The organism is uncultured Ruegeria sp., from assembly GCF_947500045.1.
Classification (GTDB): domain Bacteria; phylum Pseudomonadota; class Alphaproteobacteria; order Rhodobacterales; family Rhodobacteraceae; genus Ruegeria.
This window is the reverse complement of sequence record NZ_CANMQQ010000005.1, coordinates 96,646-122,913: the sequence shown is the minus strand read 5'-3', so window position 1 is coordinate 122,913 and position 26,268 is coordinate 96,646. Positions and strand designations below refer to the sequence as shown.

Below are 26,268 nucleotides of genomic sequence, written 5' to 3'. Positions count from 1 at the left end.
GCATGGCACGACCTGCGGTTCACGTGGTCAGGTTGGCATGAATGTCCATCGCGGCATCCCGGCCCTCGGCCACGGCAGTTACGGTCAGGTCCTCGCCACCCGCTGCGCAATCGCCACCCGCCCAGACACCGGTGACAGATGTCCGCCCTGCGCCGGTAACTGCGATCTTATTGCCGTCCAACTCCAACCCTTCTGGCGCGCCTTCCAACGTTTGCCCAATCGCCTTGAGTATCTGATCAGCCGGAACGCGGACGGTTTCGCCGGTTCCGGTCAGGCTGCCCCCGGCGCTGGTGGTGTATTCCAGCTCGATCTCGGCCGCCGATCCATTGCCATGCACAGCAACGGGTTGAACATTGGTCAGAATGCGCACCCCCTGCGAGGATGCCAGATCCTGTTCATACCGGCTTGCGCCCATTGCATCGCGCCCCCGGCGGTAGGCGATTGTCACGTGCTCCGCACCTAGCAGCTTGGACTTCACCGCCGCATCGACGGCAGTCATTCCGCCACCAATCACCACGACATTACGCCCAACCGGCAACTTTGCCAGTTCATCCGCCTGCCGCACGTCCGAGATAAAGTCGACCGCGTGGCGCACCCCGTCTTTATCAGCGCCCTGCGCCCGCAGTGCATTCACACCGGCCAAACCGATCGACAGGAAGACAGCGTCATAGTTTTGGACCAAACCGTCCAGCGAGATGCCGTCCCCCAGAGCCGAACCTGTTTCGATGGCAATGCCACCGATTTTCAGCAACCAGTCGATTTCAGCCTGCGCAAAATCGTTGGTCGATTTGTAGGCGGCAATACCGTACTCGTTCAGGCCACCCGCCTTTGGCTTGCTTTCGTGAATCACCACGTCATGGCCCAGCATGGCCAGGCGGTGCGCGCAGGCCAGTCCGGCCGGCCCGGCCCCGATCACTGCAACGGATTTACTTGTCGGTGCTGCGCGATCAAATGGATGCTCGCCAGCCGCCATCAATGTGTCGGTCGCATAACGCTGCAAACGTCCAATCTCAACCGGTTTACCTTCTGCAGTTTCCCGCACGCATGCTTCTTCGCACAAGGTCTCGGTCGGGCATACCCGCGCGCACATGCCGCCAAGTATGTTCTGATCAAAGATCGTACGCGCCGCTGCCTGAGGTTGCGCCGCCTGTATCTGACGAATGAACAACGGAATATCGATATCCGTCGGACAGGCCGTCACGCATGGCGCGTCATAGCAGAAATAGCAGCGATCTGCGGCCACGGCAGCCTCATGCGGGGCCAGTGGTGGATGCAGATCCGTAAAATTCGAGGTCAGCTCATCGCTGGAAAGCCGCCCAGAGACGATCCCGGGTGCCATCTGGCCCTGTGCCATCACTCTACTCCCTGTAGATATGTTTGTTATGAGCCCTAGCTTGCCACATTCTGATTTTTTATCAATTGGTAAAATTTGCCAAATGGTCAAAAAAAAGAAAAATCCGGGCGAAAGGGCCCGAATTACGATTCAATCTGCTTGTTTTTACAGTAAATTCCGTTTCAAATCATACCGCTCAGATGCCCGATTTTGATCCAAACGCGTGCCCCGGCCTCGCCCGCAACCGCGGTTGAGCGTGCCCCAGGGGGCAATCGCAGCCAGTCCCAGGTGCCAAATTCTTCATCCGACTCGGCGAAACTACCCTCGATCACAAAAGCCTCAAGCCCCTTGCTGGCGTCCAGTTCAACACGCTCACCCGCCGCCCAGCTTTGCACCTGAACATCTTCGTTAGAATCACTGAACAACTCGATATTCCCGCCTCCGTCGATCGAGCGGCGCACCTCGGTGCGGTCATCGGGATCGAACTGGTGCAGCTTGACCAGAATGGTCGCTCCTTCGCTTGCCGAAGGTGTGTGCGATGATGTCGGAGGATTGCGGACATAGCTGCCTACCGGGAAATCGCCGGTTTCATCCTGGAATACGCCATCCAGAACCAGATACTCTTCGCCCCCATCATGTGTGTGAGCCGAAAACGCACTTCCGGGTGCGAACCGCACGATCGTGGTGGCCCGCGCCACCTCTTCGCCGATGCGGTCCAGCATCTTGCGCTCGACCCCGGCAGCGGGGGACGCAACCCATTCGGTCTGATCAAAATGAACTGCGACCCGCCGGGTGAAATCCGCGTTGACCCGCATCTGCAATCCTCCTGCGTCGTTGTCACATTACATGGGATCTGCGAACTGATTTTCAAACCGGCGACGTATTGGGGTTTTGACGCCTTTAACAGCTTGATGTACTCCGGGTTGAGGCAGATGCCGAATTCCGGCCCGATCAGAAAGCGCGACGAGATGCAGGCAAGCCCGGCAACATTCAATATCCTCATCATTGGGCAAAACAACCGCTTGCAATACGAGGCGCTTTTGTTTGCGGCCTCGCTGCGTCACAGCGCGCCCGGCTTTAACGGGCGGCTATTTGTGGGAGTGCCGCAGCCCGGACCGCTCTGGCCGCAGAACCCGGGCATTCAGGATCCCGAGGTGCTGGAAGCGCTGCAGCATCTGGGCGCTGAGATCCTGCCCTTTGAGACACGCACTTTTGGCGCGCGCTATCCCTACGGCAACAAGATCGAGGCATTGTTGGCAATGCCCGAGAATGAGCCCTTTGTCTTTTTTGACAGCGATACGCTGATCACCGGCGAGCTTGCAGAAGTGCCGTTTGATTTCGACCGCCCCGGTGCGTCGCTTCGGGTTGATGGCACTTGGCCAAAACCAACACTGTACGGGCCCGGATATGACGGCATCTGGCGCGCATTGTATGACCGGTTCGGGCTCGATTTCGAAAGCTCGCTCGATCCCAACCAGCCAGCGGGGTATTGGCGGCATTATCTGTATTTCAACGCCGGATATTTTTTCTACAAATGCCCCCGCCAGTTTGGCGAGCGGTTTCTGGACTACGCCCGCACAATCCGGGACGAGGACATTCCTGAACTGGCCGGGCAGGTTTTGGACCCGTGGCTGGATCAGGTCGCATTGCCGCTGGTTATTCACTCGTTTGGTGGTGGCCGGGATGCGCTGCCCGAAGGATTTCTGGATGGCCAGATAAGCTGTCACTATCGCCTGTTTCCGATGCTCTATGCCCGTGAGAGCGATCATGTGGTTGAAGTGTTGGAAACCGTTGTAGCCCCGAACAAGATCAAAAAGGTCCTCAAAAGGTATGACCCGCTGAAGAAGCTGGTGATCCAGCGTAAGGGCGCGAAGATCAGGGCACTTTTTGACCAAGACAACCTGCCTGCACGCGAACAGGTTATTCGCAAGACCATCAAGTCCAATGGGCTTTGGATGCGGTGACGTGGCCGTTGTGTGGTGCGTGGCAATGCCCTAGAGAATCATTAACAAACAACCCAACAGGAGATTTCAAAGATGTCTGATGGCCCCACTTACGGTTTCGACACTCTGCAAATTCACGCCGGTGCCCGCCCTGATCCCGCAACAGGCGCGCGCCAGACACCGATTTACCAGACTACCGCGTATGTGTTCCGTGATGCCGATCACGCCGCAGCTTTATTCAATCTGCAGGAAGTGGGGTTCATTTATTCCCGCCTGACCAACCCGACTGTAGCAGTTCTGCAAGAACGTGTGGCGACCCTTGAAGGTGGCGTTGGCGCGGTTTGCTGTTCATCCGGTCACGCGGCACAGATCATGGCCCTGTTCCCACTGATGGGACCGGGCTGCAACGTTGTCGCCTCAACCCGTCTTTACGGCGGCACCGTCACGCAGTTCAGCCAAACCATCAAACGCTTTGGCTGGTCGGCCAAGTTCGTCGACACCGATGATCTCGACGCTGTGAAGGACGCGATCGACGAGAACACCCGCGCCGTATTCTGCGAATCCATCGCCAACCCCGGCGGCTATGTCACCGATATCCGCGCTTTGGCCGACGTGTCAGATGCGGCTGGCATTCCGCTCATCGTCGACAACACCTCGGCCACGCCTTACCTGTGCCGCCCGATCGAGCACGGCGCGACCCTGGTGGTGCATTCGACGACAAAATACCTGACCGGCAACGGCACCGTCACCGGTGGCTGCATTGTAGATTCGGGCAAGTTCGACTGGTCGGCGAATGACAAGTTCCCGTCGCTCAGCGAACCCGAACCTGCCTATCACGGCCTGAAGTTTCACGAGACCTTCGGCCCGCTGGCTTTCACCTTCCACGGCATCGCAATCGGCCTGCGCGATCTGGGCATGACGATGAACCCGCAGGCAGCGCATTACACACTGATGGGGATCGAAACCTTGTCCTTGCGGATGGAACGTCACGTTGAGAATGCGCAAAAGATCGCGGCCTGGCTCGAAGCGGATGATCGCGTGGAATACGTGACCTATGCGGGCCTGCCTTCGTCGCCCTATTCAGATCGGGTCAAGGCGCATTACCCGCGCGGGGCCGGTGCCTTGTTCACTTTTGCAGTGAAGGGCGGCTATGACGCCTGCATCAAGCTGGTCAACGCGCTTGAGATTTTCAGCCATGTGGCCAATCTCGGCGATGCACGGTCGCTGATCATTCACTCGGCCTCGACTACACATCGTCAATTGACACCCGAGCAGCAAGAGGCCGCCGGGGCCGGACCAGGCGTTGTGCGCGTGTCCATCGGCATCGAGGATGCAGACGACCTGATCGCCGATCTGGATCAGGCCCTGTCCAAAGCGAGTGCATAATTTGATGCCGACGCACAACACAAACGAATTGGGTCAACCCATCGGATTACCGGTCACGGGTGAGTTCCCTCGCCCAACGCCGCATTACACGCCGATGCAGGGTCGTTTCTGTTCCGTTGTGCCCTTGGATGTAAACAGGCATGCGCCCGGCTTGTACCGGGCGTTTGCCAATGACACGGACGGCCGCAACTGGACCTATCTGCCCTATGGCCCGTTCAAGTCCGAGGCTGAGTTCATCGAATGGACTCAGACCAACTGCATGGACGCCGACCCGATGTTCCACACCGTACTGGATGCCGATGAAACCCCGGTCGGGATGGCATCATACCTACGCGTAGAACCTGCGGCAGGTGCCATAGAAGTGGGCCATATCCATTTTTCACCCCTGCTGCAGCGCAAGCCGCAATCGACCGAAGTTATGTATCTGATGATGCGTCGCGTGTTCGATGAACTGGGCTATCGCCGCTATGAATGGAAATGTGATGCGCTGAACGCGCCTTCACGGCGGGCGGCTGAGCGTTTGGGCTTTACGTTCGAAGGCATATTCCGACAAGCGACGCATTACAAAGGACGCAACCGGGATACTGCGTGGTTCTCAATCATCGACAACGAGTGGCCGCGCATTCGTGCCGCGTTCGAGAACTGGCTCGCGCCGGGAAATTTCGATGCAGCGGGCCAGCAGCGCCAAGCCCTGCAAGCCCGCGCGGACACATAAGTTAATCCGCGATCTCGAATTCCATCGCGATGTTGACCGAAACGGAAATCTCTCCACCCGCGACCGGAACGCCTCCGGCGTCCGACATGGCCATTTCGCGCATCTGCGCCATCGGGCGGACACCGCCGCCGTGATCGTTGATCGATATCACTTGGCCTAATGCGACCCCGGACGCCTCAGCCAATTGTTGTGCTTTGTCCGTCGCGTCTGCCACGGCTTTGGCACGTGCTTCGGCTTCAAGCGGTTTGGGTTCCTGCACACCAAAGCTGAGGCCACCGAAATCATTGGCGCCGTCCTTGATGACTGCATCCATGATCTGGCCCAGCTTATCCAGATCCCGAACCCGAACCGAAACTCGATTGGATGCAGTGAAACCGGTGATCTTTGGTGCTTCGCTGCTTGAGCTACTGCGCCCCGACCAGACCGGAGAAAGCGAAAGATCGCGCGTCTGTACATCACGGGATTCCAAACCCATCTCATCCAGTCGTCTAAGTATCTGGGTCACGGCATCAGACGTCGCCTGCATCGCCACCGATGCCTGCGCGTCCTGATTGGTTACGCCTAGGGTTATCGTCGCCATATCGGGTACTGCCAGGGCGGTTCCGGTTCCACTGACGGTGATGCGACGTTCTTCCGCATAGGCGGGCAGCGCCGCGACGGCTGCAGTCATTGCAGCCAAAAAAGCAAGTGTCTTCAAGGTGATCCCTCCTCAGTGCTTGCCTTTAAGATGGGTTGTGACGTCGGTACACGGCAAGGGGGAAACGCGCCTTTTTCTTTCCCTCGGCGGGTTCCTGCTCTAATCTCGTTGGGCAGACATCCAAGCGTTTGCATATAAGTCGACAATTATGGTTCATCCCGAACATGAAACCCGCCTTTGCGCTGTCATTTTCTGAAAACGGAATTTCCTTGCATCACCAGTCGGATGGAGACTGGTACTGCATTGGCACTGTTCCGTTGGATGCGCCGGATTTCACAGACCAGATGCAAGCCCTGCGGGATCAGGGATTCGCGCTAGAAAATGATCTGAGTTGCAAGCTTGTGGTTCCATCGGAACAGGTGCGTCTTTTGACGATCGATACCGATGGCTTGGATGATGATGCAGCGTCGCAGAAGGTTGAGGATACGCTGGCCTCGGCCACTCCATACAAATTGTCCGAACTGACATTTGTCGCGACGCCGGATGGTACAAACATTCATGTCGCCGCCGTCGCGCAACAGACGTTGGCCGAGGCAAGCGCGTTCGCCGTCGAACATGGCTTCATCCCCGCGGGGTTCTGGCTCAGCGCAACAGATGAAGACGCACTAACAGGCCCCGTCCACGAATTGCCTGTGTCCGAGGTGGAAACCCAGCCGGTTGCGATCAGCCCTGCGCCGACAACCGAAGCACCGCCCCCCCCGCCCGATGAAACACCAAACGTTCCCGTTCATCCGATCGCGGATGCAGCCGATCCTGCCGCTTTCCGCCCTGCCCTGAGCGCAATACCGTCACCTGCGTTACCGACCTTTGATTTTAAACGGTTTGTTTTTCCAGCGGTTGCCGCGTCTGTTCTTTTAGGCATGGTACTTGGGATCTGGTCCCTGAACCGAAACGAACACACAATCGAGACGTCAGAGCCAGCAACGGCCCAAGCGCCTGAGCCTGAGCTGGATATCGGCGAGACGAGAGAGCCCAGCCCGCCAGATGTCGCAGAATTCGCGACCGAACCCGAGCCTGTCGAACCGGTCCCTGACGATGAAACCGAGCTGTCGGCAACGGATGAAGCCATTCTTGAGGCGCTGAAGGTCGAACCCGAGCCAGTTGAAGAAATTGCTGGCCTTCCGGATGCCGAGGCAGAATTTCAGGAATTCACCGGGGCCATTCCCGTTGAACCTGTTGCACTAGTCGAGCCAGAGCAGGAACAGATTGCCGACAGTTATCTCACCTCGGTTGATCGTGCTGATCTTTCGACCGACACTGTGGCGCTGCCCCCTATAGGCAGTCTCGACACCGACGAACCCTTTGAACTGACGGCGTTACCAGGGGTTGCAGGTCAGAGATTCGAGTTGGATGAGCGTGGATTGGTCACCCCCAGCACCGAAGGCACACTCAACCCTGCGGGTGTGATGGTTTATCTGGGGCGCCCATCGTCTGTCCCGCCCGAACCACCAACCCGGTTCGAGACCGAGCCCGTTGTTGTCGAAGAAGTGGACGAGAGGCTCGCCGCAATCCGCCCCCGTCCACGGCCTGAAAATCTTGTCGAACAGTTCGAGCGGCAGCAACTGGGTGGCCGGTCGCGCCAGGAACTGGCATCGGTGCGGCCCAAATTGCGGCCCGAAAGCCTGCAATCCAAACCAGAGATTGACGAAACACCCACGGCTCTAGCCGTTGTTCGTGTTCCCAGGCCCAAAACGCGCCCTGCGAATATCGCAGCGTTGGTTGTAAAAAAACCAAGCGAAGGAAGCGCGCCGCTTGGGTCAACTGCAAATGTGGCAGCCAATAATGACGAGGCGGGTTCGTTCCAACCAAGGGCGGTTCAGCCCAAGATTCCAACAACCGCGTCGGTTGCGCGTCAGGCGACCATCGACAATGCGATCAATCTGCGCAAACTCAACCTGATTGGAGTGTATGGCACCCCGGCCAATCGCCGTGCATTGGTGCGCTTGCCTAGCGGACGCTATAAAAAGCTTAAAGTGGGTGATCGCATCGACGGCGGCAATGTAGTCGCGATCGGCGACAGCGAACTGCGTTATCAGAAACGTGGAAAGAACATCACGCTTAAGATGCCGCGCGGATAACCGCCCAAAAAAACAGAGCGCCATGTCGGGCAGACACAGCGCTCTGGTGCAGTTGTTGATCTGTAATCAGGCAGCCGAAATTTCACCCGATTCAATTTGCTCGCGCTCGATGGATTCGAACAGGGCTTTGAAATTGCCTTCGCCAAACCCGTCATCGCCTTTGCGCTGAATGAACTCGAAAAAGATCGGGCCAATCACGGTTTTTGAGAAGATCTGCAACAGGATCTTGGTCTCACCGCCATCGACGACACCCTCGCCGTCGATCAATATGCCGTGCTTCATCATCAGATCTTTGGGCTCATCATGGCCAGACACGCGGTCGAAGGACATATCATAATAGGCCTCATTCGGACCGGGCATAAATTTGAGCCCCTTCTCGGCAATCGCATCCGTTGAGCTGTAGATGTCGTCACTACCCACCGCAATGTGCTGAATACCCTCACCTTTATACTTCTTCAGGTAGGACACGATCTGCCCGGTCTCACCCCGGTCTTCGTTGATCGGTATGCGGATACGCCCGCAAGGTGAGGTCAGCGCACGGCTTAGAAGGCCAGTGTGCTTACCCTGAATATCAAAGAACCGGATTTCGCGGAAGTTGAATAAGTCGCCGTAGAATTTGAACCACTTGTCCATGTTGCCCTTGAAGACGTTATGGGTCAGGTGATCGAGATAATAGAAGCCATCCCCACGCGGCTTGGACTGTTCCAGCCACTCGAACTCTTCATTATAGGGCGAGGTGTCGTAATACTGATCGATGAAATATAGCAACGAACCGCCGATGCCTTTGATTGCCGGAACATTCATTGTCTTGTCGGCACCATCATAGGGTTCGGCCCCTTTGCTGATCGCGTGCTCATACGCCTTTTGCGCATCTACGACGCGCCAGCCCATCGACGGGGCGCAAGGGCCATGCTCGGCCACGAACTTGGCCGCAAAACTGTCGGGGTCCGCGTTCAGAATATAGGTGACGTCGCCTTGCTGCCACAGCTCAACCTTGGGCGTGTTGCGATGGTAGCCGACGTATTCAAACCCCATTCGCGCGAACAGATCGCGCAGTTCCTGCGGCTCTGGATGGGCGAATTCGACAAATTCGAACCCATCGGTTCCGGCGGGATTTTCATCGCTGATTACAGATTTCGGGGCGTTGTGTGGGAAAGGACCCATGGCGCGTCTCCTCAGAAAACAGGAATTTCTTTGCTGATTCAAAAATACGCCTTAATCAGCGCTGTTTCTGCGCGTTGTTTTCCTGTAAACTCATCTTAAGTGCGGAGACACCGCATATTCTGAACAAAAGTTGGAGAATCTCCGCACATGCTGGATGCAACAGACACACGGCTGTTGTCAGCTTTGCAGAAAGACGCTCACCTGACGGCGCATCAGCTGGGCGAGATGCTGAACCTGTCGGCCAGTCAGGCGGGTCGCCGCCGGCAACGGCTAGAGGCCGAGGGTTATATCACAGGATACACTGCCCGGCTGGACCCATTGAAACTGGGTCTACAGGTGCAAGGCTTTATTCAGGTGCATCTGGGCACCCATGGCCCCGAACAATCCGCAAGCTTTGCCCGCATGGTCAACACGCGCCCCGAAATTACCAGCGCGTGGACGATGACCGGAGAGGCAGATTACCTGCTTCACGTCTATTGTGACGACTTATCCGCACTCAACAGCTTGCTTCACGAAGTGATCCTGCCGCATCCTGCGGTGGCACGGGTACAAAGCCAAATCGTGATGGACCAATTAAAACGCGACGCGCCGCTCCCGACCTGAGCGGATAAGAAAGAACGATAATGAACGAGTTCCTTTATCAGGCATCGATCTATCTGGCCGCTGCGGTGATCGCAGTACCACTTTCAGCGCGCCTGGGGCTGGGATCAGTTCTGGGATATCTGGCCGCCGGAATTGCAATCGGGCCGGTTCTGGGCCTTGTCGGCGCCGAGACAGAAAGCCTGCAGCATGTCGCCGAGTTCGGCGTTGTTATGATGCTGTTCCTGATCGGGCTGGAACTGGAACCCCGCGCCTTGTGGGACATGCGCGACAAGCTGTTGGGCCTGGGCGGGTTGCAGGTCGGCCTGTCCACCTTCGCCATTGCAGCGGTTGCGTTTTATGCTGGCCACGCATGGTCGGTTGCACTGGCTGTCGGCCTGACCTTATCGCTGTCTTCAACCGCGATCGTCCTGCAAACATTGTCCGAGAGAGGTTTGATGCAAACCAATGGCGGGCGCGCCACCTTCTCGGTTCTGCTGACGCAGGATATCGCCGTTATCCCAATCCTCGCGTTCCTGCCGCTCCTGGCCCTGCCCGCAAGTATCCATATTGAAGATGACGGCTCGATCCAGCGCGGACATGGTGCGGCACAAGGCGCGGATCACCACGCCACGCTGTCGCTGGTCGAAGGGTTGCCCGGCTGGGCCGTTACGTTGGTCACAATCGGAGCGGTTGCCTTTGTCGTATTGGCGGGCATCTATTTAACCCGTCCCTTGTTTCGCTTTATCCACGCCACTCGCCTGCGCGAGATGTACACTGCGCTGGCGCTGATGATCGTGGTGGGCATCTCATTCCTGATGACGCTGGTGGGTCTATCCCCTGCCCTTGGGGCGTTTCTGGCTGGTGTCGTTCTGGCCAGTTCGGAGTTTCGGCACGAAATGGAAAGCGACCTTGAGCCCTTCAAAGGGTTGCTGTTGGGCCTTTTCTTTATCACCGTCGGTGCCGGGATCGATGTGGGGTACTTCTTCGCTGATCCGTTTGACCTGATCGGTCTGGCCCTTCTGGTGATTCTGGCTAAGGGGATTATTCTGTTCATTGTCGGGCGGGCATTCAATCTGCGCGGGCGCGATCACTGGCTGTTCACACTGGGGTTGGCTCAGGCCGGTGAGTTCGGTTTCGTATTGTTGGCGTTTTCGACGCAGCAGAACGTGATCCCCCCGGGCCTTTCGCAGAAATTGCTGATGATCATCGCGCTGACGATGCTGATCACGCCACTGCTGTTCATTCTCTACGATCTGCTTTCGCGCTACGTCGGCGATCACAAACCGCAGGTGGAACCGGACCAGATCGACGAGAAAGGTCCGGTCATCATCGCCGGGATCGGTCGGTTTGGGCAGATCGTAAACCGGCTGGTGCAGGCCAGTGGGTTCAAGACAGTGGTCCTGGACCATGACATCGAAACAATCCAGCTAATGCGCCGCTTTGGGGTCAAGGGCTTTCTTGGTGATCCCACACGCCCCGAACTGCTACGCGCGGCAGGGATCGACAAGGCCGCTGTCCTTGTCGCGGCCATGGATGACTATAAACAGGTCACGCGACTGGTCGGCTATGCCCGCCGTCAAAGGCCCGATCTACACATCATCGCCCGGGCCCGTGACCGCACTCATGTCTACGAGCTCTATCAGGCTGGTGCCAATGATATCGTGCGCGAGATGTTCGACGGATCGCTACGCGCGGGGCGCTATGTTCTGGAAAACATCGGTCTCAGCGAATACGAGGCTGCACAGGCGGAGCAGACGTTCTATCACCATGATCGTGGATCGGTCCGCGAATTGGCCGAGCTGTGGATACCCGGCATGCCAACCGCCGAAAACAAGAAGTATATCGAGCGGGCTCGGCAACTGGAAAAAGATCTGGAAACCGCGCTGCTGGAATTGGCGGAAGAGCACGCAAAAAAATCGGCGTGATCCACCACTTATCTTTAGGCGTCGCCTTACCAGGCTAGAGCGCGCTCTAGCCGCGTCTTCTGTTCAAAAGTACCTCGGGTGGGCCACCCGCTGCGACCGAGGCCGCGACCCCTCTCTAAGCTTCAGCTGTCCGAGACCCCAGCCTCAGCAAAGGTAGCCATGCCGGAATGACAGGCCACCGCGCTTTTCAGGATGTTGATTGCCAACGCACCGCCCGATCCTTCACCTAACCGTAGGCCGAGGCTCAGCAACGGTTCTTTGCCAAGCTTGCCCAGCATCGCCGCATGCGCGCCCTCGGCGCTTTGGTGGCCAGCAACGGCGTGATCGAGAGCCGAGTCAGATACCTGTGCCAAACAAGCCGCGGCAGCAGTACAGATGAAGCCGTCCAGAATTACCGGAATGCGCAACACGCGGGCCGCAGCAATGGCCCCCGCCATGGCAGCAATCTCGCGCCCGCCCAAACAACGCAGGACGTGCAGCCCGTCGCCTTGCCCGTGCAGGGCCACCCCTTCCGCAACAACCCGGGTTTTGTTTGCCAACCCGGCATCATCCACCCCGGTCCCACGTCCGGTCCAGTCAGCGGCGACACCACCGAACAAAGCGCAGGCGATTGCCGCCGCAGGTGTTGTGTTGCCAATCCCCATCTCTCCGACAACCAACAAATCAGCTTTCGGATCAACCGCTTGCCATCCTGTGCGGAGCGCCTGCAGCAGTTCTTCTTCGCTCATCGCCGGACCTTGCGTGAAATCCGCAGTTGGGCGATCCAGTTCAAGCGCATGAACATCCATCTTTGCGCCTGCAGCCTTGGCCAATTGGTTAATTGCTGCGCCGCCATGTTCGAAATTCATAACCATCTGCACTGTGACCTCAGGTGGAAATGCAGAAACCCCCTGCGCCGTGACACCGTGATTGCCCGCAAACACAATAACCTGAGGCGCACTGATCTGAGGCCGCGCGTTCCCGCGCCAGCCCGCATACCAAATCGCCAAATCCTCGAGCCGCCCAAGCGCACCGGGCGGTTTGGTCAGTTGGCCATTACGCTCTTCCGCGCCTTGCGCGGCAGATGTGTCCGGACCGGTCGCGCCGGTCAGCGCGTCGCGGAAACTGTTCAGATCGTTGAATTCAGGCAGCATTGAAAGCCTCGTTGCATCAGAGTGGTCCTGCGTGTTTAACCAAACTTGTCAAAGCAACAAGACCCTGAAAGGCCTGGGAGTGACCAAAAACGACACCACCCCTATTTCCATGTGGGATATTCCCGTGGCCTTGGTCCTGCTGACCCGGTTGCCCTTGCCGCGCTTGCCCAAAGATGCGTTTGCCCGACAGTCGCGCGCCACATGGGCTTTTCCCATCGTGGGCATCATCGTTGGTGCACTTGCATGCGGTATTGCGTGGATTGCAATCTGGGCGCAATTGCCCACCTTTGCGGTCGCAGGCCTGATCGTTGCCGCGCTGATCATCACGACAGGGGCCATGCACGAGGATGGATTGGCCGACACAGTCGACGGGCTTTGGGGAGGGTTCAAGGCAGAACGGCGGCTTGAGATCATGAAAGACAGCCATATCGGTACCTACGGTGTGCTGGCATTGCTGCTATCTCAGCTTCTGCGGGTCACTGCCATAGCAGCCCTTGTTGGTGCTGAGCTGATGACAGGTGTGCTGGCTGCATGTGTATTTTCCCGAGCCCTCATGCCTGCTTTGATGAACATGCTTGAAAATGCCCGGCATTCAGGGCTGAGTCATTCGGTTGGCGCGCCGCCAGTATCTGCAGTTCTGATCGGTTTGATGTTGGCGGCAGTGCTTGCCTTGGGGTTGTTGGGTGGCCTCGCGTTGTTCCCTATGCTTTTTGCAATGATCGCCTGCGGGATTGTGGCCAAGATCGCAAAAGCCAAGATCGGAGGCCAAACCGGTGACATTCTGGGGGCCACACAACAGGTCTGCGAAATTACATTTCTGCTGACGCTAATCGCACTGATTTAACCAGCACCACCCGTTTCGATCCGCAGCGTTGCGCCACAATGTTTGCAATGTACAGCATCTGGATCATGCCGGAACAAACCGCAACTAGGGCATTTGTACCGCACTTTCTGTGGCATAAAGATCGCCTGCGCCAGTCGCACGAACAGCGCCACGCCAACGACCATGATGAAAACCGAAAACAGCTTTCCCGCCGGGGTCGCCAACGTGATGTCGCCAAACCCGGTAGTCGTTAGGGTCGCCATCGTGAAATACAGCGCGTCGATATAGGGCGTCTGAGTGTCCTCGGGCGTGAAAAAGACAAGCACTGCGGTAGCGGTCGCAAAGACAAAAACCAACAGGTTTATCGCGGCAATCACCGCGTCTTCATGGGTTCGGAAAAACCTGCTGTCCCGTCGCAAATCCCGCAGCAAATGGTACGAGTGGATCAGGCGCAAAGCGCGTAGAATACGCAGAAACGCCAGGTTACCGGTCAGGAACGGATCGAGGAAAAGTGACACGATAACAACGATGTCTGCCATCGTATAAATCTTGCGCAATAGCTTCCAACGATCTTTCGCGATCCAAAGACGAGCCGAAAAATCCATGAGAATAAGAAATCCGACGCCAAAACTGGCCACCGTAATTCCCGGGCCGTGCGGAATATGCGCGGTTGCGACAAAGAACACGATGGTCGCGATGTCGAACAGGATCAGGCCATATCGAAACCAGACCGAAATCGGGTCGTGGCTGATGTATAAGAACTTAACAGCCTGCTTCATCCTAAGCTCGCATCCCCTTATTAATGATAAGAAATACCCCTAAACCGGCGGCATACCAAGCGTCAGCTTACAAAAAAGCCGCCCCGGTTACGGAGCGGCTTTGAAATTGGTTGCACCTTTGGTCAAGCAGCGGCGCGCGAGGTCAGTACCTCGTCGACCTGCTTGGCCGCCGAGATTTCATCCGCGCCTGAAACAGCAGCGACCTCTCGCGTCAGACGCTCAAGCGCTGCCTCATAAAGCTGACGCTCGGAATAGCTCTGCTCGCGCTGATCATCGGTGCGGTGCAGGTCACGAACCACTTCGGCGATCGAGATCAGGTCACCCGAATTAATCTTTTGCTCATACTCCTGCGCCCGTCGCGACCACATGGCGCGTTTGACCTTGGCCTTACCCTTCAGGGTTTTCATTGCCTGGCTGATCACATCGGGCGAGCTGAGCGAACGAAGACCGGATTCGGTTGCTTTGTTGGTCGGCACACGCAGTGTCATCTTGTCTTTTTCAAAGGAGATCACGAACAGCTCAAGCGAGAAGCCAGCGACTTCCTGCTCTTCGATCGATACGATCTGACCTACACCATGAGCCGGGTAGACAACATAATCGTTCGGGCGGAACTCAAGCTTTTTCGATTTCGACATTCAGATTCTTCCTTGGTTACGAGACCGGGCTGCGAGACGACAAAATACCCATCCGTGGCCTTATCTGGCCCCGGCAGGTGGCTGTTTTGTCAATAATTTAGAACTCCAAAGCGAGTATACTTACGGAGCACATCCCAATCTCAGTCATCATTCAGGTATTGAGTATATCACAAAACTGAGACACTCAAAAGACCGACCCCCACTAAGCGGTATAATATCCATCTACTTCAGGATGATACGAGAACGTGTTGTACCAAAATCCGGGTGGGGTAAAGCCGAATCGCTTATCCGCCTTCGCCGGGCGCTTCGGAGAAATACTTCTCCATTTTACCCTCTTCACCATCGCGTTCTTCAGCTCCGGGCAACGGGTCTTTCTTGGTGATAATAACCGGCCATTGCTCTGAGAATTTGCGGTTGAACTCGACCCATTGCTCCATTCCCGGCTCAGTGTCGGGGCGGATCGCGTCGGCAGGGCATTCGGGTTCGCACACGCCGCAGTCGATGCATTCGTCGGGATGAATGACCAGCGTGTTTTCACCTTCATAAAAACAATCCACCGGGCATACCTCGACACAATCGGTGTATTTACAGGCGATGCAGTTTTCGGTGACGACATAGGTCATGGTTGGAATTCCCGTTTGCGCATTTGGGCGTCTAGCTAATTCAGTCTGGCCCTCTCTTCAAGGTGGGATCAGTCATCTTGCGTACGAGAAAGATCAAGCGCACGGCGATCTTTCTTGGTTGGACGACCTTTTCCCTCAAATCCGGGGTTTCTGGGCGGTGCGTCCTGCTTTTCCGTCATATCGAAGTACAACGTTTGCGCTTCGGGTGCCGGGCCGCGGCGTTCGCCCAGTTTTTCGATGCGAACGACCCGAACGATCCGCCCCTGAGGGAAAGTCAGAACGTCCCCGGGCGCCACGGCTTGCGCCGGTTTTAGCACCCGGTTTCCATTCAATCGGACATGACCGCCGCTGACCTGTTTGGTGGCCAGGCTACGGGTCTTGAAGAACCGCGCCTGCCATAACCATTTGTCGATCCGCAGCTTGGCCTCTGCCATGGGCGATCAGTTGCCGTCCTTCAAACCCATCAGTGCCGCAGCAAACGGGTTGTCGGGATCGATAGCCTTTTCCTTTTTCGGAGGCCGCGACGAGAAGGATTTGGCCCCTTGTGGTTTGCCCCCCTTCTTGCCCTGCGGTTTGCGCCCGTCCTGAGGTTTACCGCGCGGCTTGCCTTTGCCCTGCCCTTGTTCGCGACGCGGACCACGGTTCTGCTGGCGCTGGCGACCCCAGGTGAAGGTGAAGAACACCTCGACCTCGGGCTCGTCCGATGTGGGTTCTGATGCAGGAGCCTCGACTGTCGCCTTGGTGCTTTCAGTGGCCTCGGCTGGCGCCTCGGCGGTCGCGACAACCTCATCCGTCACACTGTCTGTTGCCAGGGTTTCTTCGGCGACAGAGGCTTCCGGCGCATCAGCAGCAGGTTGTGTAGCCACTGCGGACTTTACCTTTTCCCGCTCGCCGCGTTCAGCCTTATAGCCCAGCCCTTGCATCAGGTCGGCAAACTGTTCCAGCGTCATACCCGTAATCGAAAGCATGTCGGGCTTGGCTTCAAAGCCACCCCGGCTGTCCTCGGACCGCAGCATATCAGCCAGACGTTCCAGCATGTCGATGCGGATCGAACGCTCGCCCGCATCACGGTAGCCACACATGGTATCATACCCTTGCGGCGCGTCCTTGGCGACGGGAACTGTGACCAGACCCGGAGGCGGTGCATCGGGGAATTCCTGCAAACCGCCAGCCAGCGCCCACAGCACCAGACGCAGGCGCGTAGGTGCGGGTTTCAGCAGCAGCGGCATGAATATGGTGAATTGACCGAAGCGGATGCCGTGTTTGCGCAATGCACCACGGGCGTCCTGATCCAGATCCTTGACCTCTTGTGCGACAACAGCGCGGGGCAGCACGCCCAGCGCCTCGACCATGCGGAAGGCAAAACCTCTGGCCAGACCAGTCAGTTCCTCGTCCCGAGACAGGTTCAACAGCGGCTCAAACAGTGCGGCAACTTTGCGGTCGATGAAATGCTGCAGGCGGCGCTGCACTTTCTGCTCGACATCGGGCCCTGCGGCCTCATCCACAAAAACCTCGACCATCGGGTTGAGAGGCTCAGCGCCGGCAACCAGTTTGCCGACGGCATATTCGCCCCACATCAGGCCACCCTGATCAGTGAAATCAATCTCGGTATCGGGCGCGTTATAGAAGCGATCCGCACGCAGATGGAATTGCGGCGCAAGTGCTTGCAGCGAGGCCGATTTCAAAGCTTTCGCCTCGGTTCCCTGCGCGGCTTTGTCCGGCGTGAACCGGAACCCTTCCAGACGACCGACGAATTCGCCTTCGACGGTCACTTCACCCTTGTCATTTACTTCGGCCAAAAGGGCCTCCTTCTGTTTGAGCCGGCGCAGCAACACTGACGTGCGCCGGTCCACAAATCGTTGGGTCAAACGGTCATGCAGAGCGTCCGACAGCCTGTCTTCTACAGTGCGCGTTTCCTCGCGCCAATGGGATTCGTCACGCACCCAGCCGTTTCGTTGCGCAACATATGTCCAGGTGCGAATATATGCCAACCTTTTGGACAGCGCATCAATATCTCCATCTGTCCGGTCGATTCGGCGGATTTGCCGCGCCAAGAAATCATCCGGAATATTCCCCCGCTCGTGCAGGTGGCCATAGATCACTTCAAGCAGGCTGGCATGTTCAGCGTGGCTTATGCCGCGAAAATCGGGGATTCGGCAGACATCCCACAGCAATCGGACCGATGGAGCGTCGCTGGCGCGAGCCATGACTTCGGTGACCTGAGACAGAGATTTCAGCGCATTCAGGTCGTCAGCGGGCCGCGCTTTGATCAGGCTTTCGTTGTCTGGGCTGACCTCAAGCGAGTCGATCAGCGCCTCGATCGAGCCGAACCGCAAAGCGGCATTCCGCCAGTTCAGTTTCTTCATTGGCGTAAAACGGCTGTCCATGATTGCCTGAACGACACCATCGTCCAGCGGTGGGGCCTCACCCGTTACACCGAACGTGCCGTCCGCCATGCCGCGCCCTGCCCGGCCTGCAATCTGTGCCAATTCGTTTGGGGCCAAGGGGCGCATGCGTCGGCCATCGAATTTGGACAGCGATGAAAACGCAACATGGTTCACATCAAGGTTCAAACCCATGCCAATGGCATCGGTTGCCACCAGATAATCAACCTCGCCATTCTGGTAGAGGTCCACCTGCGCATTCCGCGTGCGCGGGCTGAGTGCCCCCATGACCACCGCCGCCCCGCCCTTTTGACGGCGCAGCAATTCGGCGATGGCATAGACATTGTCGACCGAGAACCCAACAATCGCACTGCGCGCGGGCATCCGACTGATCTTTTTGGAGCCGGAATAAACCAGCTGCGACATCCGTTCGCGCCGAACAAACTGCGCCTCTGGCACAAGCGCTGCAATCGCGCCGCGCAGAGTATCGGAGCCCAGAAACAGCGTTTCATGCGTCCCGCGCGCGCGCAGCAGTCGGTCGGTGAACACATGGCCGCGTTCGGGGTCCGTACAGAGCTGAATTTCGTCAATCGCCACAAAATCCGCGCCCATCCCTTCGGGCATCGCTTCGACGGTGCAAACCCAATACTGGGTGCGCGGTGGTACGATACGTTCCTCTCCGGTCACCAGCGCGACGACAGAAGGGCCGCGAATGGCGACGATCTTATCATAGACCTCGCGCGCCAGAAGACGCAGCGGCAGGCCAATGACACCAGTCCGGTATCCCAGCATACGTTCGATTGCGTAATGGGTTTTGCCTGTGTTCGTCGGGCCAAGTACGGCCACTACCCGGGATGACCCGTTCACCTTTGCCCCCTGCGCCCTGAGACCTACAGCGCCTTGCCTTCAACCTGAGGCTTCAGCCGATTCACGGCATTGGTTACTTCTTCGTGATGGGGATGTATAGCCAGCGCGCGCGAATAGGCGTTGAACGCCTGTTCAGGTTTGCCCACGATCTCGAAGATCAGTCCAAGGCCGTAAATCGCCTCATAATTACTGGGGTTCAGGGTCAAGGCGTGTTCCAGATCAGCGGCAGCCATACCGAACCGTTCGATCCCAAAGAAGGCCGAGGCACGTACATGCCAGCCCTCGGCAAACTCGGGCGCGTGATCCGTTAGTGCCGTCAGATGATCAAGCGCAGCTTCGACATCACCGTCCTCAAGCGCTTCGCGCCCACGCTCCAGCAGTAAATCCGCCGAGGCTGATCCCGACTGCGCCCACAGCGCCTGCAACTGCCGGTCCAAACCGATGGACTGCGCGGGCGTGGATTGTGCCAGTTGCTGCAACAGCGTCGCTTCGTCGCGCAAATCCGCCTGCTGCGCAGCGCAACTGGTGGAAAACGTGACTATCGCAGCAAGTGCCGCGACGGTATCTTTGAGATTGTTGATTGCAATACCCATAACAATGCTCAGTGTAGCGTAGCGACCGGGGATGTCCATTCACGGCGCATGAACAATATGAGGAAGACCATGAGCGATATTCTGGAAAAAGCCGCGGCGGCATTGAATGAAAAACTGTCGGGTGGCGATTTTGACGCATCGGCCAAATTCGCAATTGCCGATCTGGGGTCAATCATTCTGGATGCAAGCGGCGCACGGGTCAGCGACGAAGAGGCTGATGTGACCCTTAGCGCTGATGCGGATACGTTCGAACAGATCCTCAGCGGCGACTTGAACCCGACAGGCGCGTTTATGTCCGGCAAGCTGAGCGTGGATGGGGATATGGGAATTGCCATGAAACTTGCTTCGGTGCTGGCCTGATGGAGTACACGCCGGCCCCCTTGTTCGAAGACGTGGCCGGCGGCCCTGCCGGTGGTGCAGCGCATTGGCTGACCACCGAAGACGGCAAACGCATTCGGGTGGCGCATTGGCTGCCCAAAGGTGACGCACGCGGTACGGTGATGCTGTTCCCCGGCCGTACGGAATATGTTGAGAAATACGGCGACACGGCTAAAGAGTTCGTGAACCGTGGCTATGCCAGCCTGTCGGTTGACTGGCGCGGCCAAGGGCTTGCAGACCGCCCGCTGGATGATCCCCGCATCGGTCATGTTGAACAGTTCACCGACTATCAGCATGACGTACGCGCCGTACTTGAACTGGCCGGGCAATTGGACCTGCCCAAACCGTGGTATGTGATCGGCCATTCAATGGGCGGAGCGATTGGGCTGCGTGCCGTTCTGGAAGGGGCCGATTTCGCGGCCTGCGCCTTCACGGGTCCGATGTGGGGCATTTTCTTCACGCCGATCATGAAACCGCTCAGCCAGTTGACGGCCTATTGGGGGCCACGTCTGGGTCTGGGTGAGAAAACACCCCCTACAACATCTCTGGACAGCTATGTGATCTCGCAACCGTTCGAAGGCAACGTGCTGACCCGCGACCCCGAGATGTACCAGATGATGCGCGATCAACTGGCTGCGCATCCGGAACTGGCTTTGGGTGCACCGTCGACGATCTGGCTGCGCGAAGCGTTGGATGAATGCGCCTGGCTGATGGAACAGACCGCACCTGATATCCCTACGCTGACCTTCCTTGGCAGCCATGAACAGATCGTGGACCGCAAGGCAATCCGTGCCCGCATGGCGAACTGGCCCAGCGGCACTCTGATCGAGATACCCGACGGCGAACACGAGGTTCTGATGGAAGGACCCGAAGTTCGCGGCCCGGTCTTCGACCAACTGGCCACGCATTTTGCGGCAGCCACGGCAAAGCCCAAACCTGAACAGTGTCACTAGGGTCTGATCAGACAGGCTGCTTGTGATCCGGGCGTGCCGCGCCTAAATGTTTGCCAACACAGTTTATTCGAGGTGATCCATGCGCGACCTTCCCTTCCCCGTCCGTGACGTAAACGCTGGCGGCGGTGCCGATGATCTGGGCAACTTGCCAGAATGGGATTTGACGGATCTCTATACCTCGGAAGACGCCAAAGAGCTGTCGCGCGATCTGGACTGGCTGGAACAGGAATGTGCCTCTTTTGCCGCCGATTACGAAGGCAAGCTGGCCGAACTGGATGCCAATGGCCTGCTGACTTGCGTGCATCGCAATGAAAAAATCAACGCCATTGCCGGGCGCATCATGTCTTTTGCAGGTCTGCGCTATTACCAGCTGACCACAGATGCGGACCGCGCCAAATTCCTGTCGGATATGCAGGAAAAGATCACTGTCTTCACCACGCCGCTGGTGTTCTTCACGCTTGAGATCAACCGTATCGATGATGACGGGCTGAATGCTCATTTCGATGCCAATGCTGATCTGGCCCGGTATGAACCCGTCTTCCGCCGCATCCGTGCAATGAAGCCTTATCAGTTGTCGGACGAGTTGGAAAAGTTCCTGCACGATCTGGGCGTGGTCGGTGACGCGTGGGAGCGTCTGTTCGATGAAACCATCGCAGGGCTGACCTTTACCGTCGACGGAGAAGAGCTGAACATCGAAGGCACGCTGAACCTGTTGACCGAGCAGGATCGCACCAAACGCGAAGCCGCCGCGCGTGAACTTGCTGAGGTATTTCAGCACAATATCAAAACTTTCGCGCGCGTTCACAATACGCAAGCGAAGGAAAAAGAGATTGTAGATCGCTGGCGCAAAATGCCAACTGCCCAGACCGGTCGCCATCTGTCAAATGATGTCGAGCCAGAAGTAGTCGAAGCCCTGCGCGAAGCGGTTGTGGCCGCTTATCCCAAGCTCAGCCACCGGTATTACGAGTTGAAACGCAAATGGCTGGGTCTGGACGTGATGCAGGTCTGGGATCGCAACGCGCCCCTGCCGATGGAAGATACTCGGATTGTCGGTTGGAACGAGGCCGAGAAGACTGTGATGGACGCATATGACGCGTTTGACCCTCGTATGGGTGAAATCGCAGCGCCCTTCTTTTCAAAAGGGTGGATCGACGCGGCGGTGAAACCAGGCAAAGCGCCCGGCGCCTTTGCACACCCCACCGTCACCGATGTTCATCCTTATGTGATGCTCAACTATCTGGGCAAACCGCGCGACGTGATGACACTGGCACACGAACTGGGTCACGGTGTGCATCAGGTACTAGCAGCCGATCAGGGTGAGATGCTGTCATCCACCCCGCTGACCTTGGCCGAAACCGCCAGCGTGTTTGGCGAAATGCTGACCTTCCGAAAAATGCTGGATCAGGCGGAAACCCCGCAGCAGCGTAAAGTACTGCTAGCCGGGAAGGTCGAGGATATGATCAACACCGTCGTCCGGCAAATCGCCTTCTACGACTTCGAATGCAAGCTCCACGCTGCCCGCCGCGAAGGTGAGTTGACACCGGACGACATCAACGCCCTGTGGATGAGCGTTCAGGCCGAAAGCCTTGGCCCCGCGTTCGAATTCATGGACGGGTATGAGACCTTCTGGGCCTATATCCCCCATTTCGTCCATTCACCCTTCTACGTTTATGCCTATGCCTTTGGCGACGGCCTCGTGAATGCGCTCTATTCGGTTTACGAAAGCGGTGCCGAAGGTTTCGAAGACAAATATTTCGAAATGCTGCGCGCCGGTGGCTCAAAGCACCACAAGGAATTGCTTGCGCCGTTCGGGCTGGATGCCAGCGATCCGGAATTTTGGGACAAAGGCCTGTCCATGATCTCGGGCTTCATCGACGAGCTGGAGGCGATGGAGCGCTAATTGATCAGGGGCAGCCGACAGGGGCTGCCCTTGCTAGGTTCGGGTTTTTTTCAATGTGGTCAGGAAGATGGCCGCAACGATCAAAAGTGCCCCAACAACAGCAGGTGGTGTAATGGTGGCCCCCAGAAACAGCGCCGAGTTTATGAACGTAAATACGACCGACGCGGCGAACATCAACGTCGCCGTCAATGTCGAGACCCGTGCTGCCGCCTCGTACCAGAGGTAATAGGCCAGCGCTGTTGGAAATACACCCAGCAGGATCAGGAAAACCACGTCAATTGCGGTGGGTATCTGTAGCGAAAACGCCGCCAACGGCACCAACAGAATGCCGGAACACAGGAAGATGCCGAACAGGAAATTCAACCGCTCGGGCGTTGTTTTCGACGTCTGCATCGCCCGACTGCTTGAAATCAGAAACACGGCCCAGCTAAGCCCTGCCCCAATTTCCATCAGATCGCCGATCAAGGGTTCCCCGCCACCCTCAAAATCCTGGTAAACCGTCAGAAAAACGCCGAAAATTGCCAGCAAAGTTGCAAGAATTTCGGTGCGACCAATCATTGCATCTGCGAAAAAATACAAGAAGATCAGAACGAAGAATGGCGCGGTATTCTCTAACACCATCGCATTCGCAGCGCCTGTGTGCTCAAGCCCAATATGGAACAGGATGTAATTTACGACCGTTGACAGCACAGCAAGGCGGAAATTCCAATCTCTGAACCGGATCGAGATCCGCGCATCCATCACACGCAACATGCAGAAAATAGCAAGTGCGGCTATGAACAAGCGCGAGACGGCAATCTGTAACCCACCGAGATCACTGGTCAGGTAACGCACGATGACACTGTGCGTGCCCCAGAGAAACGCAGCCAGAAACCCAAGGACCAACCCATTGTGCAGCAGTGATAATCTCTGCGGTTGATCCTGCACCAGATGCTCCTCGCGCTACTTTAACTGGCTGTCTTTCGAACCGCGCCGATTGATCCCACCACGTATCTTAAAGTTACCGTCCCGTTCCTGTTGACACTCCAGACACAGTTTTACCCCCGGCAAAGCGGTGCGGCGTTTTTCAGGGATCGGCTCTTCGCATTCGGCGCAGTGGGTCAAGCTTTCGCCTACGAGCCGCTTTTTCGCCTGCATCCGCGCCAGTTCATCAGAGATCGACGCTTCGATTTGTTCACTTACCGCGCCGTCACGCGCCCAACCGCCCGCCATTGAACCCTCCTGATCCGGTCAGAACAGGTTAATCGAGACACCACAGGCGTGGCAAGCTAGAGCGAAGTTGCGCTGTCAAACACGCGATCAATTACTTCTTGCGTGCCGCGTGCAAATTCAAGCGTACAGGGATAGTCGTCCCCGTCGCGGACCGAGCGGCAAAACGCCTCGACCTGTGTCTTATAGTGGTCATCCCCTGGGAACCGCGTCACCTGCACTTCAAGTCCAGGTCGGTGCAATTCAACCCGTGCCTCGCCAAATACACGCGCATTGAACGGAGCGGTCATGCGGATAACGCCGCCTTCGCCATGAAACACCATCTCCTGATGGGGGTGCATTCGGGTCGACACGTAAGTTGTGTAGGTAAAGCCGGGAAACTGCGCGCTAATTTCAGTGAAGACGTCGACGTCATTCTCCCATCGGATCGCACCACTGACCGAGGTCGGCTCTTGCCCGGTCGCAAAGCGCGCGCTTCCTATGACGTAAACCCCAATATCCCGCAGCCCTCCGCCGCCGGTTTCGGGCCTATTGCGAATGTTGCCCGTATCGGCGCGATTGTCATAGCTGAACGCGCCGGTCACATGCACAAGTTTTCCAATCGCGCCATCGGCGATCAATCTGCGAACCAGTTGCCATTGGGGGTGGTGCACGATCATGTAGGCCTCAGCCGCAAGCAAGCCGGTTTGATCGCGTTTGGCTATCAACGTGTCAAACTCGTCCGCGCGCATCGTCATCGGCTTTTCGCACAGTACATGCTTGCCCGCATCTAACGCCCTAAGGCTCCATTCCACATGCAGGTGATTGGGCAGCGGGATATAGACCGCTTCGATAACTGGATCGGCCAGCAAATCGTCATAACCTTGATAGACGCGGACATCCGGGCAGAACTGTTGAAAGGGTGCCGCCTTGGCCGAATCTGACGTGGCCAGCCCGGCAAGCCGTGCGCCATGGGCGGCGTGTATGGCTGGCCCCATTTGCTGAGCTGCGAATTTCGAGGCACCCAGAACACCCCATTGAACCGGTTTGTGCATGATTGTCTTCTTCCTGCTTGTTAGCGCCACCACCCACTTACCAGCGCAAGCGTGGCCTGTCATACCCCAAGCGCAAGAAAAAACCGGCCTGACAATGGTCAGACCGGTTCTGGAAACGGCATGATGGGTTCAGCTTGATCCCAGCATGCCTTTTTCGCGCGCCAGCTCGCGCATCTTCTTCTGCAGTTTTTCAAACGCACGCACTTCGATTTGGCGAATGCGTTCACGGCTGACATTGTATTGCGTGCTCAGTTCTTCAAGCGTGACAGCCTGATCCATCAGACGTCGCTGAGTCAGGATATCTTTCTCGCGGTCGTTCAGAACATCCAAGGCAGCAGAAAGCAGCTCGCGCCGGGCTTCCAATTCATCGCGCGCCTCGTAATCACCAGCCTGATCGGCATCTTCATCTTCCAGCCAATCCTGCCATTGCATCGTACCTTCGCCTTCGGACCCGACGGTCGCGTTCAGCGAGGCATCGCCACCAGACATCCGGCGGTTCATACTGATCACTTCGGCTTCGGTTACGCCCAGATCGGTGGCGATCCTCGCCACGTTCTCGGGACGCAGATCACCCTCTTCCAGTGCTCCAATGCGAGCTTTGGCCTTGCGCAGGTTAAAGAACAGCTTTTTCTGCGCCGAAGTCGTACCCAGTTTCACCATCGACCACGACCGCAGGACATATTCCTGGATCGAGGCGCGAATCCACCACATGGCATAAGTCGCCAGCCGGAAACCTTTTTCCGGGTCGAATTTCTTGACCGCCTGCATCAGGCCAACGTTGGCCTCGGAAATCACCTCGGCCTGTGGCAGACCATAGCCGCGATATCCCATGGCGATCTTAGCTGCCAGACGCAGATGAGACGTGACCATCTTATGCGCAGCCTCGGTATCCTGTTCCTCGACCCAGCGCTTGGCCAGCATGTATTCTTCTTCCGGCTCAAGCAGAGGAAATTTGCGAATCTCCTGCATATAGCGGTTCAGCCCACCCTCGGGTGTTGGCGCTGGAAGAGTTGTGTAATTTGCCATCTATTTCCGCCCCTTGGACAAATGTTTAAGCCCTTAACATGGGATATGGGTATCTGACCCGATACATTCAAGAGGATCAACTACCAGTCTGAAATTAACCTGATGTAA

The 26,268-nt window shown here is 57.2% G+C and carries 25 protein-coding genes; 10 read left to right on the top strand and 15 right to left on the bottom strand.

Going from position 1 to position 26,268, the window contains the following annotated elements; genetic code table 11:
* Nucleotides 1-19: 19 nt before the first annotated feature.
* Together Q1B46_RS10640 and Q1B46_RS10635 are read right to left on the bottom strand one after the other, a co-directional pair.
* Nucleotides 20-1,354 carry an NAD(P)-dependent oxidoreductase gene (locus Q1B46_RS10640; protein ID WP_299947778.1) on the bottom strand — a complete coding sequence of 445 codons (1,335 nt, stop codon included), beginning with the start codon at nt 1,352-1,354 and terminating at the stop codon, nt 20-22.
* Between the two features lie 161 nt (nt 1,355-1,515).
* The gene (locus tag Q1B46_RS10635; protein WP_299947776.1) at nt 1,516-2,148 is read right to left on the bottom strand and encodes a cupin domain-containing protein; all 633 of its coding nucleotides are present in this window, start codon (nt 2,146-2,148) and stop codon (nt 1,516-1,518) included.
* Between the two features lie 153 nt (nt 2,149-2,301).
* Here Q1B46_RS10635 and Q1B46_RS10630 point away from each other — a divergent pair, with 153 nt between their 5' ends.
* The 3 genes from Q1B46_RS10630 (at nt 2,302) to Q1B46_RS10620 (ending at nt 5,377) form a co-directional block, all read left to right on the top strand.
* Nucleotides 2,302-3,297: a hypothetical protein gene (locus Q1B46_RS10630; protein WP_299948015.1), complete on the top strand. Its 996-nt coding sequence runs from the start codon at nt 2,302-2,304 to the stop codon at nt 3,295-3,297.
* A gap of 72 nt (nt 3,298-3,369) precedes the next feature.
* Complete coding sequence (locus Q1B46_RS10625; RefSeq protein WP_299947774.1) at nt 3,370-4,662, top strand: O-acetylhomoserine aminocarboxypropyltransferase/cysteine synthase family protein; 1,293 nt, start codon at nt 3,370-3,372, stop codon at nt 4,660-4,662.
* A gap of 4 nt (nt 4,663-4,666) precedes the next feature.
* Entirely contained in the window at nt 4,667-5,377 is a 711-nt protein-coding gene (locus Q1B46_RS10620; protein WP_299947772.1) for a GNAT family protein, read from the top strand.
* 1 nt (nt 5,378) lies between these two features.
* Here Q1B46_RS10620 and Q1B46_RS10615 read toward each other — a convergent pair whose 3' ends face one another.
* The gene (locus Q1B46_RS10615) at nt 5,379-6,074 is read right to left on the bottom strand and encodes an SIMPL domain-containing protein (protein WP_299947770.1); all 696 of its coding nucleotides are present in this window, start codon (nt 6,072-6,074) and stop codon (nt 5,379-5,381) included.
* 164 nt (nt 6,075-6,238) lie between these two features.
* Here Q1B46_RS10615 and Q1B46_RS10610 point away from each other — a divergent pair, with 164 nt between their 5' ends.
* Nucleotides 6,239-8,152: a hypothetical protein gene (locus tag Q1B46_RS10610; RefSeq protein WP_299947768.1), complete on the top strand. Its 1,914-nt coding sequence runs from the start codon at nt 6,239-6,241 to the stop codon at nt 8,150-8,152.
* A gap of 66 nt (nt 8,153-8,218) precedes the next feature.
* Here Q1B46_RS10610 and hppD read toward each other — a convergent pair whose 3' ends face one another.
* Entirely contained in the window at nt 8,219-9,316 is a 1,098-nt protein-coding gene (gene hppD, locus Q1B46_RS10605) for a 4-hydroxyphenylpyruvate dioxygenase (protein ID WP_299947765.1), read from the bottom strand.
* A gap of 147 nt (nt 9,317-9,463) precedes the next feature.
* Here hppD and Q1B46_RS10600 point away from each other — a divergent pair, with 147 nt between their 5' ends.
* Nucleotides 9,464-9,919, top strand: coding sequence for an Lrp/AsnC family transcriptional regulator (locus Q1B46_RS10600; protein ID WP_074735033.1), 456 nt, complete (start codon nt 9,464-9,466; stop codon nt 9,917-9,919).
* 20 nt (nt 9,920-9,939) lie between these two features.
* Nucleotides 9,940-11,823 carry a monovalent cation:proton antiporter-2 (CPA2) family protein gene (locus Q1B46_RS10595; protein WP_299663291.1) on the top strand — a complete coding sequence of 628 codons (1,884 nt, stop codon included), beginning with the start codon at nt 9,940-9,942 and terminating at the stop codon, nt 11,821-11,823.
* Between the two features lie 122 nt (nt 11,824-11,945).
* Here Q1B46_RS10595 and cobT read toward each other — a convergent pair whose 3' ends face one another.
* The gene (gene cobT, locus Q1B46_RS10590; protein WP_299947762.1) at nt 11,946-12,956 is read right to left on the bottom strand and encodes a nicotinate-nucleotide--dimethylbenzimidazole phosphoribosyltransferase; all 1,011 of its coding nucleotides are present in this window, start codon (nt 12,954-12,956) and stop codon (nt 11,946-11,948) included.
* A gap of 79 nt (nt 12,957-13,035) precedes the next feature.
* Here cobT and cobS point away from each other — a divergent pair, with 79 nt between their 5' ends.
* On the top strand, nt 13,036-13,800 hold the full coding sequence (gene cobS, locus Q1B46_RS10585; RefSeq protein WP_299947760.1) for an adenosylcobinamide-GDP ribazoletransferase: 765 nt from the start codon (nt 13,036-13,038) through the stop codon (nt 13,798-13,800).
* Here cobS and Q1B46_RS10580 read toward each other — a convergent pair.
* The 6 genes from Q1B46_RS10580 to Q1B46_RS10555 all read right to left on the bottom strand — a co-directional run bounded on the left by Q1B46_RS10580 (nt 13,797) and on the right by Q1B46_RS10555 (nt 19,699).
* Complete coding sequence (locus Q1B46_RS10580) at nt 13,797-14,558, bottom strand: ion channel (protein WP_299947758.1); 762 nt, start codon at nt 14,556-14,558, stop codon at nt 13,797-13,799. The two genes, cobS and Q1B46_RS10580, sit on opposite strands and share 4 nt — an antisense overlap.
* A gap of 122 nt (nt 14,559-14,680) precedes the next feature.
* The gene (locus tag Q1B46_RS10575; protein WP_299663286.1) at nt 14,681-15,193 is read right to left on the bottom strand and encodes a CarD family transcriptional regulator; all 513 of its coding nucleotides are present in this window, start codon (nt 15,191-15,193) and stop codon (nt 14,681-14,683) included.
* Nucleotides 15,194-15,477: 284 nt separating this feature from the next.
* Nucleotides 15,478-15,816 carry a ferredoxin FdxA gene (gene fdxA / locus Q1B46_RS10570; protein ID WP_299663285.1) on the bottom strand — a complete coding sequence of 113 codons (339 nt, stop codon included), beginning with the start codon at nt 15,814-15,816 and terminating at the stop codon, nt 15,478-15,480.
* A 68-nt stretch (nt 15,817-15,884) separates the two neighbouring features.
* A complete protein-coding gene (locus tag Q1B46_RS10565) occupies nt 15,885-16,250 on the bottom strand; it encodes an RNA-binding S4 domain-containing protein (protein WP_299663284.1) in 366 nt (121 codons plus the stop codon).
* Nucleotides 16,251-16,256: 6 nt separating this feature from the next.
* Complete coding sequence (locus tag Q1B46_RS10560) at nt 16,257-19,067, bottom strand: helicase-related protein (RefSeq protein WP_299947755.1); 2,811 nt, start codon at nt 19,065-19,067, stop codon at nt 16,257-16,259.
* A 23-nt stretch (nt 19,068-19,090) separates the two neighbouring features.
* Nucleotides 19,091-19,699, bottom strand: a complete 609-nt coding sequence (locus Q1B46_RS10555) for a tetratricopeptide repeat protein (protein ID WP_299947753.1) — start codon at nt 19,697-19,699, stop codon at nt 19,091-19,093.
* A 30-nt stretch (nt 19,700-19,729) separates the two neighbouring features.
* Between Q1B46_RS10555 and Q1B46_RS10550 the strand changes: the two genes are divergently transcribed.
* The 3 genes from Q1B46_RS10550 to Q1B46_RS10540 all read left to right on the top strand — a co-directional run bounded on the left by Q1B46_RS10550 (nt 19,730) and on the right by Q1B46_RS10540 (nt 22,891).
* Nucleotides 19,730-20,020, top strand: coding sequence for an SCP2 sterol-binding domain-containing protein (locus Q1B46_RS10550; RefSeq protein ID WP_299663279.1), 291 nt, complete (start codon nt 19,730-19,732; stop codon nt 20,018-20,020).
* Nucleotides 20,020-20,991, top strand: a complete 972-nt coding sequence (locus tag Q1B46_RS10545; RefSeq protein ID WP_299947751.1) for an alpha/beta hydrolase — start codon at nt 20,020-20,022, stop codon at nt 20,989-20,991. Before Q1B46_RS10550 ends, Q1B46_RS10545 begins: the two co-directional genes overlap by 1 nt.
* 79 nt (nt 20,992-21,070) lie before the next feature.
* On the top strand, nt 21,071-22,891 hold the full coding sequence (locus tag Q1B46_RS10540; protein ID WP_299947749.1) for a M3 family oligoendopeptidase: 1,821 nt from the start codon (nt 21,071-21,073) through the stop codon (nt 22,889-22,891).
* A gap of 33 nt (nt 22,892-22,924) precedes the next feature.
* On the opposite strand, the gene Q1B46_RS10535 is transcribed toward Q1B46_RS10540, so the two are convergent.
* From Q1B46_RS10535 to rpoH, 4 genes are all read right to left on the bottom strand, one after another.
* Entirely contained in the window at nt 22,925-23,818 is an 894-nt protein-coding gene (locus Q1B46_RS10535) for a DMT family transporter (RefSeq protein ID WP_299947747.1), read from the bottom strand.
* Between the two features lie 15 nt (nt 23,819-23,833).
* Nucleotides 23,834-24,103, bottom strand: coding sequence for a DksA/TraR family C4-type zinc finger protein (locus Q1B46_RS10530; RefSeq protein ID WP_299947745.1), 270 nt, complete (start codon nt 24,101-24,103; stop codon nt 23,834-23,836).
* Nucleotides 24,104-24,159: 56 nt separating this feature from the next.
* Nucleotides 24,160-25,134, bottom strand: a complete 975-nt coding sequence (locus Q1B46_RS10525) for a Gfo/Idh/MocA family oxidoreductase (protein WP_299947743.1) — start codon at nt 25,132-25,134, stop codon at nt 24,160-24,162.
* Nucleotides 25,135-25,263: 129 nt separating this feature from the next.
* A complete protein-coding gene (gene rpoH / locus Q1B46_RS10520; RefSeq protein ID WP_299947741.1) occupies nt 25,264-26,160 on the bottom strand; it encodes an RNA polymerase sigma factor RpoH in 897 nt (298 codons plus the stop codon).
* Between the last annotated feature and the right edge of the window lie 108 nt (nt 26,161-26,268).